This is a genomic window from Enteractinococcus helveticum (assembly GCF_020742345.1).
In the GTDB taxonomy this organism is placed as follows: Bacteria; Actinomycetota; Actinomycetes; order Actinomycetales; family Micrococcaceae; genus Yaniella; species Yaniella helvetica_A.
Genome location: NZ_DYXC01000094.1, coordinates 1 through 8,126 on the forward strand (window position 1 = coordinate 1; position 8,126 = coordinate 8,126).

The following is an 8,126-nucleotide window of genomic DNA, read 5'->3' on the forward strand; positions in this document are numbered from 1 at the left end:
AACGTCACCATTCCGGTCAATCCGCAGCTGGTTGCAGCATCCGCAGGAGATCAGCGTCGGATAAGCTCACCCTTCAACGTTGACGCATACGTTCTAACGGACGCAAAAAACTCCTGGCTAGTCGCGCTAAATAACAGCCGGTTCTCATACGCAGTTATGACAAGTTTGTCTTTGTAATGTTGTGGGCCACCGTGAGCCCAGCACGGATGGCACCTTCGATATGCCCGGCAAAGGCATCGGCGGTTTCGGTAGACGCCCAGTGAATGCGCTGGGCTGTGGGTTGCGAAAAAATCCGGTTTCCCATGCCGGTTCCACCCTGAACACTCCGTGGCGGAGTCGTATAACGTTCGGTGGCCCAATTCGTCACTGCCACGTGCTGCGGGTCGGCAGCGGCGGAACCGAAAATCCTCACTAATTGGTGAGCGAAGGCAGCAGCAATGTCGTCATTATTTGCTTGTGGCAGAGCCTGTGCTGGGGCGAATCCAAAGAGCGCCCCGGGACCATCGGCTGCGGGGCCGCTGTGATCGTGAAATTCGCGAAATGGTCCTCGATAACTGATAGCCGAACCAGCCAGTCGTTCTGCCCGCCAAAAGGGTTGTTCATAGACGGCCACAGCTTTGACCATGTCACCCATCCATACCGCAGTGGAGGTTGCAGCAGCGGCAATTTCCGGCGGTAAGCCGGGTGAAAATTCGATGCTGGCAACTGCCAGCGCAGGTGGCAGCGCGATAATGACCTGCCGGCTGGTCCACGCTTCTTCGGCTGTTTGGACGGTCACGCTGTCGCGGTCGTGGTGGATAGCCGTTACCGGACTGTTCAATAGCTGTTGAGTGGCATCAAGGTCTCGGGCCAGTGCGTGGGCGAGGCCTTGGGCTCCGTTCGTTAAACGCATAGCCGGGGCATCGATGGGGTTGCCGTGAAGACGCTGGGCTGGCCGCTCGGGCGGTTCAAACATTGCATCTCCGGCAAGCGCCTGAGCAAATGTGTCCACTTGGAGTTGGTCTGTGAGCTTGGCGATGAGTTGTTCGTTATGCCAAAACCACGTGGCGCCGAGATCGATTGTCATGCCGGCAACGTGTTGGCTCACGGCTCGTCCGCCAATCCGATCCCGCGCTTCTATGCAGACGACCCGGTACCCGGCTTGGTTCAGGGCACGCGTAGCGGTCAGGCCGGCGATCCCTGCGCCAATGACGGCAACATCTACGTCGGTTGTCACTTACTACCACCGGGGTCCAGGACAATGCGAAACCGGGCATCACCGTGTGCCACACGTGCCACCGCAGCATTGGCTTCGGTCAGGGGCATCTGTTCGATGATTGGGCGAACCCCGTTGCGATGGGCAAAACGCATTGTCTGTTCAGTATCGGTGGGACTACCGGTCAGATGGCCGGTAACGGTTTGTCCCTTCGACACTAGTTGTCCTGCCGGGACGGTGATGGACCCGTCGTCAACACCGATCAAAACCAATCGACCGTAGACTGCTAGACCGGGCAGTAAGGTTTCCACCGGGTCAGTGGTGGAATCCGTGAATAAGATCAGATCGGCACCACCTAGCTCGGCCAAAGCCTGGCCTGGGTCTTGGGCGGTGGAATCAATATAATGATCGGCACCCAACTGGCGTGCCATTTCGGCGCGATCGGTGCCTCGTGCGATAGCAATGGTCCGATAGCCCATTGCCGAGGCAAACTGCACTGCTAAATGGCCTAGTCCACCGATACCAAAAACCGCAACGGTGCCACCGGTTGGCACATTAGCATTGCGGGTCGCATTGAACGTTGTAACCCCAGCACAGCCCATGGGTGCGGCGTCGAAAAAATCCATACCGTCGGGGATCGCGGCTAAGGCCTCGGCGGGCACAATGATCGACTGCGCCCAGCCGCCCGGGTAGGACCACCCTGGCATGACCCGTTGTGGACAATGCACCGGGTCGCCACTGCGGCAATACGAACAGTACCCGCAGCTGCCACCAAACCAGCCGACAGCAACTCGGTCGCCGACGTGCCAGTGCGTTACATCGGCACCGACCTCAGCGATGACTCCAGCAATTTCATGCCCAGGTGTCACCGGGAAAGCGACGCTGTCGCCTTGCGCTGCTGCCACACCGACGTCGGCAAAACACACACCGGTAGCTTTGATATCGACCCGAACCAGCCCGACATCTGGTGTTTGAGGTGTCTGGGTTTCAGCTACCAGCGGCCCGGCGGGTTCATGAACCCGCATGATCAGGCCATTGGACTCGGGTTGACTCGACATCCGCAATACTTCCTTCCACCAACAGTGCACACATTTCTATACGCACCTTATCGGGCCTTCCACCTGGGGAGGTAGGCCGAACGCTTGAATGCCCCTATAATGACTGGTTATGACTGAACGGTTCAGCGTCGAAAGTCTCCGATATGCCGATGTCGTTGCCGACACCGGTTCATTTAGTAGCGCGGCACGCGTGTGCGGTGTCACCCAGCCGGCACTGTCCAATAGTATTGCCAAACTCGAACAACAGTTGGGCGCCCGGCTCTTTGAGCGCTCCACTCGTGGCGTAACCACCACCGCGTTCGGAGCCCGGCTGCTGCCGCTGATTCAACGAGCCGTAGCCCATCTGGATGCCATTACCGCAGAGGCCGCTCGCCTGACTGAACCAGAACGCAGCAGCTTACACATTGGCGTCTCCCCGCTCATCAACCCCCAATTGGTGGCTCGGGCATATTCGGCGGTTGCCGAACTGGCTACACCCCGGGATTTGGTGCTGCGCGAAGCGGATCTGGCCGAACTCCAACAGGATCTGCAGGTAGGAAAACTCGACCTGATTCTAATCCCATCGGTTGCACCACTGCCCCAGTTCGAACACCGGATCATTGACGCCGAACCAATCGTTGTTGTCGAGCCCGAACCAACTGATTCAACAGCGGTGCAACTTGCCGACGCAGCCGACGGGTCATTTATTTTGGTCCCGGATTCGTGCGGGCTCACCACGTTCACAACACAACTCTTCGATTCCCACCGCCTGCCCATGCAGACATATCCAGGTGAAGCAGTCAGCTACCAGGTCCTGGAACAATGGGCTAATCTTGGGTTAGGTACCGCGATCCTGCCGTTATCCAAGCTCAGCTCACCGAAGGCACCCCACCGGCGGTTACACGACGAGGATGTCGAAGTCGAAATCTTTTATGAAGCAGTATGGGATCCGGCCTCTCCCCTGCGAGCCGATATTGAAACCCTCACCCAGCGTATAGCCCAGCAATCCACCCCCGCGACCGAGCTATCGTCATAACCATTAGCTATACCCGCATTCATGGCACTGACCTACCCGAGAAGCCACGAATCTTTTAGCGTGAGTTTCTGGACCAGCTAGATACGCTGGGTTCCGGAATATGTCTACGAAAGTGAGGCGCATAATGGCCGCATATCTCCAAATTACCTTGCAGGTTGCCGAAGCCAACCGAGAAGCTGCCGCAGGTGTCTACCAGCAGTACAAACAACAATTCCTTGACACCATCGATGGCGCAACGAGCAAAGAGCTGCTAGTGCGCGATGAGGATGTCCAAGTCCTGCACGGGTTCGAAACTCCAGCTCAGGCTGAAGCCTACCTGTCGACCGACCTATTCACTTCCGACGTCGTCGGCGGACTATCCCCACATCTCAGCGCAGACCCGGAAATCCGCATATACCAAGTCGCCTAACGCTGCCAGCACAGTTTCGGCACGACAGACCCCGCGCGCGCTCTGCGGTCTGTCGTGCCGTTCAATGTCTTAACATTATTTTCTCCAGGAGCCCTGCACGTGACCACACTGACTGAAACTATTACGCCCCAACGGCGACAACAACTGCATCGCCGAACCCTCACCACAGTGCTGACAAGTCAGTCGTTTGGGGGCGCCGGGCTGGCCGCAGGCATTTCAGTCGGCGCTCTGATCGCCCAAGATATGCTGGGCAGCGACGCCTTATCGGGACTTCCCACAGCGTTATTTACGCTGGGTGCAGCACTGACCGCATTCATTGTAGGCCGTGCCGCCCAACGCTCCGGGCGTCGCAAGGCACTGGGCTTCGGATTCATTATCGGCGGGATCGGCGCCATCGGCGTCGTCGCCGCCACACACTTTGTCAGCCCGATACTGCTGTTTATTTCTTTGTTCCTGTATGGTGCGGGCACCGCGACCAATATGCAAGCACGCTACGCAGGCACCGACCTGGCTCCAGCCAACCGCAAAGGCACCGCCGTTAGTACGGCCATGGTGGCCACCACGATCGGCGCGGTCGCCGGGCCTAATCTCATTGAACCACTCGGCGGCCTCGCCGAAGGCTTCGGCCTACCCACGCTCGCGGGCCCCTTCTTGCTGGCCGCCGTCGCTTACATCACCGCCGGTGTCATCCTGGTGACCATGCTGCGCCCCGACCCCTATCTGGTGGCCAAACAGTTAGAAGCTCAAGAAAGTCCCCAAGCCGACAGCATTACTGCCAAAACACCGGTTGAGAAACCTTCACGACTCGTTCGAATCGGCGCGTTAGTGCTGGTCATCTCGCAGATCGTTATGGTCGGGATTATGACGATGACGCCGGTGCACATGCGCGCTCACGATCATTCCATGGGCGCGATTGGGCTGGTCATTGGTCTCCACGTCGGGGCCATGTGGCTCCCCTCGCTTGTCACCGGACCGCTGGTCGATAAAATCGGTCCGCGGGTCATGGCCATCACTGGTGGTCTGATCTTATTGGCGTCCGGGCTCGTGGCAGCATTTGCACCGGGTGAAAGCCTGGCCGCGCTGGTCATCGCTTTGGTTTTACTGGGCATCGGTTGGAACGTCGGCCTCGTGTCGGGCACCACACTGATTGTTCACGGGACCCAGCCAGAAACTCGGGCCGCTACCCAAGGCAGTATTGACGTCTGGTACCAAATCTTCGGGGCAGGCGCCGGGGTGTTCTCAGGTGTACTCATGAGTGCGACAGGATTTGGGATCGTCACCATCGTGGGCGGCATTCTTGCCCTGATTATTATCCCCGCGATTGCCCTGGCACCGAGGCTTCATGCCCGAACCGATGCATGATCAACCAGCCAAGTCGTCAGTATAGAGAGATCTCAAAAGAAAAAAGACGGCATCCACAGTAAACGATCTGACTGCTTCTTGGCACAGCCTGGTTTCACGGCAACGATGAAGATATGAGACGACGTTTGTTGAGACACAGGTTGACGACTGTGGGTATGTGTCCAGCAGGGAGTTTCGTCGCGAATTCTCACTGACGGTTGTGGACTGGTTATTTATGAGCTTCACCATGAGCTCTGTCTTAGCACTGATGACAATTCCGGTGGTTTGGGAATCGCCGTTGAGAACGACCATCGATCGCACTCAGGCCGACACGATCACGAAACGCACGAAAAGCGGTGATCCACCAAGCCGGAGCTAAAAACAGTAGGGTAGGCGGGCAAGCCCTATTCTCAATGGCATGTATTTCTGCAAGGAGCAGTATGACCACCCGCACCCCACGCCGAGTTCAGCGTGTTTGGGACTGGCTCACCGGGACACGAGCCCAGCGCTCCACCTATTGGCTTATTCTTGGCCCCACCATTGGGCTAACGTGCATTGGTGTCGTGATGGTCGTATCTGCTTCTTCTGTAGAAGCTATTGGCGGTGCCGGGTCCTTTGCTTCGCTGACCTCACAGGGTTTATACGCAGCACTTGGACTCGGGCTGTTATTTTGGATGAAAAAGTGGAAACGGAAAACCTACTATAGGTTGGCCGTGATCATACTGCTGCTTAGCGTCGCCCTGCTCTTATTAATCTTTACGCCATTGGGATTTGAAATTAATGGCGGCCGTCGGTGGATCCGACTGGGAGGATTCTCTTTCCAACCTTCCGAGGCAGCAAAGCTGGCATTTAGTGTTTGGGCTGCCTATGCACTAAGCGAGAAACTCAAGACCACAAACTACGGGAAAGATCTCCTGATCCCGGTGGTGTTTCCATTCGGTGCTGCAATCGTGATGCTAATTCTTGCAGGCAAGGATATTGGTACCGTACTCATCGTCTTGACGATCATCGCAACGATCCTCTTCCTCGCTGGGGTTCGTACCATCTATTTACTCATCACGGCAGGCATTGGATTAGTAGCGCTGATCGTGGTGACTATGCAGTCGGGCAACCGCATGATGCGCATTGACGCTTGGCTCGGCAAGTGCGATCACCCGGCCGACCCGTGTTTTCAGTACGAGCAAGGGGTTTTTGCATTAGCTTCAGGAGGCTGGTTTGGTGTTGGGCTAGGCCAGTCCCGCCAGAAGTGGTCGTATATCCCTGAAGCCGGCAACGACCTTATCCTTGCTGTGCTGGGGGAAGAATTGGGCCTGGCTGGTACCTTATTGATTATCGGGTTATTCATGGCTCTGGGCATCGGTATGTTTCGGGTTGCATACCACACCACTGATCCGTTCGTCCTCATCTCCACAGGCGCCATCATGACCTGGCTGTTGGGCCAAGCCATTATGAACATTGCTATGGTCACCGGCCTACTTCCTATCATCGGGGTTCCGCTCCCCTTCATTTCTGCAGGCGGTTCTGCTTTGATGATGAGCATCCTGGCTTCAGGCGTTGTTCTTTCGTTTGCGACGCATCAAGAAACCAACCCGGTAGACCACAGCCTCATCAGACTCCCTGAAGTTTCAGGGCACCGTGTGGTCGAGCTGAGAATGTAGCGTGGCGTTCGTACAACACATCTTGCGGGGCCTGCGCGGCCCCGTCGAGCATCAAAGACCGCGCACTACGGTGGTCGAGCCAGGTTGGGTGGTTTCTCGGTGCTGTGACCGCTGAGATATTACTACGTGGCTTTGGTGCTCAGCGAACGTCCAACTGAAAAGTGGCAGTCATGGTACCGGGGCAGACAATTATTGCCTGTGCTGGTTCTAGTCCATTCCTGGCAGATCTGGGCAAGTGCCCTGGAGTTCGATAAGGGCACCTCGCAGTATCTTTCACCCAACTCACAGGAACTCTAAGCTCAGTAAAAACATTGCCATATTCGGATGTTGTGGTGGATAGTGCGGGTTGAACGTACTTTTCGGCGGTAGTTCAGCGCTACCAGGAGCTGGGTTACCAGGAAGTAACGCAGCTTCAGGCCAGGACAACGGTAACCGTGGCAACCTTTAGATATACGACGCCGACTACGCCTTTGAGTACACAGCACCGCACCTCCGAAGGCACCGCGGTGCCACGCCACCGAGAACTTCATCGATGGACCTCGAACACGCATACCAAATCTTGACAAACGTGGGATAATAGAGACATGAGAGTCGCGGAGCAAGCGGCCTCGCTGCTTCCGCGACCGCTCGGAAGGAACATCATGTCACGCATCAGTATAATTCTCGGTATTGTGCTTATTCTGGTGGGCGGTGCTGCCTACGGCATGACGTCGCCGGCCACCTGGGTAGCGCTCGTTCCCTCAATGCTCGGCTTAGCGTTTGTTGCCTGTGCCGTCCTCGACCTGTTGAGCGAAGTCGCCGGCACCATCCTCGGACTTATCGTTGCTCTGGTTGGCCTCGGAACAACGTTCATGCACGTCATGGATCTGGGAGCCCTGTTCGCCGGAACGGCTGACCAGCCTGCAATCATTATCACCAGTGTGATCACTTTCGTTTTGTTGATCGCCTACGGGGTGTTTGCGATTCGCAGTCTGGTAGCTGCCGCCCGCGCGCACCGACATTCAGCAGCAGCCGCCTAACCAAGTATTTCAGGAGGTACTAGTCCAGCGCTAAACGCCGAGTAGGTGTCAGCGCTGGCTACTACACGGAATCACTAGAAGTAGCTGGTCCTGATAACAGTCTATTCATAGCCGACGTTTTGTTGGACTAGGAACCGACCTGAGAGTGATCGGATCCAGACAACCCCGGCGCCAAAAGAATATCGCAGATCACGCACCATATTGGTTACAGGCTGCATGTGAAAAGCACCCTGCTATTGCAGAGTGGTTGTTAAAGGCGGATGGCCCCGATCAATTTGGGTTGATCGGGGCCATCCACCTTTAACCACCACTCTGCAATAGCAGGGTGCTTTTCACGTGCAGTCCGTAAACAATGCGGTGCGTCATCTGGGATAATCTTTTGGCGCCGGGGTTGTCTGGATCCGATCACTCTCAGGCCGCTTCCTAGTACA

Annotated in this window: 8 protein-coding genes; 5 read left to right on the forward strand and 3 right to left on the reverse strand. The window is 56.6% G+C overall.

What is annotated here, in order from left to right; all coding sequences use genetic code 11:
* Positions 1-154 precede the first annotated feature (154 nt).
* Together K8V32_RS08770 and K8V32_RS08775 are read right to left on the reverse strand one after the other, a co-directional pair.
* Complete coding sequence (locus K8V32_RS08770) at positions 155-1,216, reverse strand: flavin monoamine oxidase family protein (RefSeq protein WP_303905954.1); 1,062 nt, start codon at positions 1,214-1,216, stop codon at positions 155-157.
* Positions 1,213-2,253, reverse strand: coding sequence for an alcohol dehydrogenase catalytic domain-containing protein (locus tag K8V32_RS08775; protein WP_303905957.1), 1,041 nt, complete (start codon positions 2,251-2,253; stop codon positions 1,213-1,215). Before K8V32_RS08775 ends, K8V32_RS08770 begins: the two co-directional genes overlap by 4 nt.
* Positions 2,254-2,362: 109 nt before the next feature.
* Here K8V32_RS08775 and K8V32_RS08780 point away from each other — a divergent pair, with 109 nt between their 5' ends.
* The 5 genes from K8V32_RS08780 to K8V32_RS08800 all read left to right on the forward strand — a co-directional run bounded on the left by K8V32_RS08780 (position 2,363) and on the right by K8V32_RS08800 (position 7,695).
* Positions 2,363-3,268, forward strand: a complete 906-nt coding sequence (locus K8V32_RS08780) for a LysR family transcriptional regulator (protein ID WP_303905960.1) — start codon at positions 2,363-2,365, stop codon at positions 3,266-3,268.
* A gap of 124 nt (positions 3,269-3,392) precedes the next feature.
* Entirely contained in the window at positions 3,393-3,677 is a 285-nt protein-coding gene (locus K8V32_RS08785; RefSeq protein ID WP_303905963.1) for a hypothetical protein, read from the forward strand.
* Between the two features lie 99 nt (positions 3,678-3,776).
* Positions 3,777-5,039, forward strand: a complete 1,263-nt coding sequence (locus tag K8V32_RS08790; protein ID WP_303905966.1) for an MFS transporter — start codon at positions 3,777-3,779, stop codon at positions 5,037-5,039.
* Between the two features lie 419 nt (positions 5,040-5,458).
* The gene (locus K8V32_RS08795) at positions 5,459-6,676 is read left to right on the forward strand and encodes a peptidoglycan glycosyltransferase FtsW (protein ID WP_303905969.1); all 1,218 of its coding nucleotides are present in this window, start codon (positions 5,459-5,461) and stop codon (positions 6,674-6,676) included.
* A 641-nt stretch (positions 6,677-7,317) separates the two neighbouring features.
* Positions 7,318-7,695 (forward strand): hypothetical protein, encoded by a 378-nt coding sequence (locus tag K8V32_RS08800; RefSeq protein WP_303905972.1) that lies wholly within the window; start codon positions 7,318-7,320, stop codon positions 7,693-7,695.
* Between the two features lie 250 nt (positions 7,696-7,945).
* On the opposite strand, the gene K8V32_RS08805 is transcribed toward K8V32_RS08800, so the two are convergent.
* The coding region (locus K8V32_RS08805) for a hypothetical protein (protein WP_303905975.1) at positions 7,946-8,126 on the reverse strand (181 nt) is incomplete at its 5' end.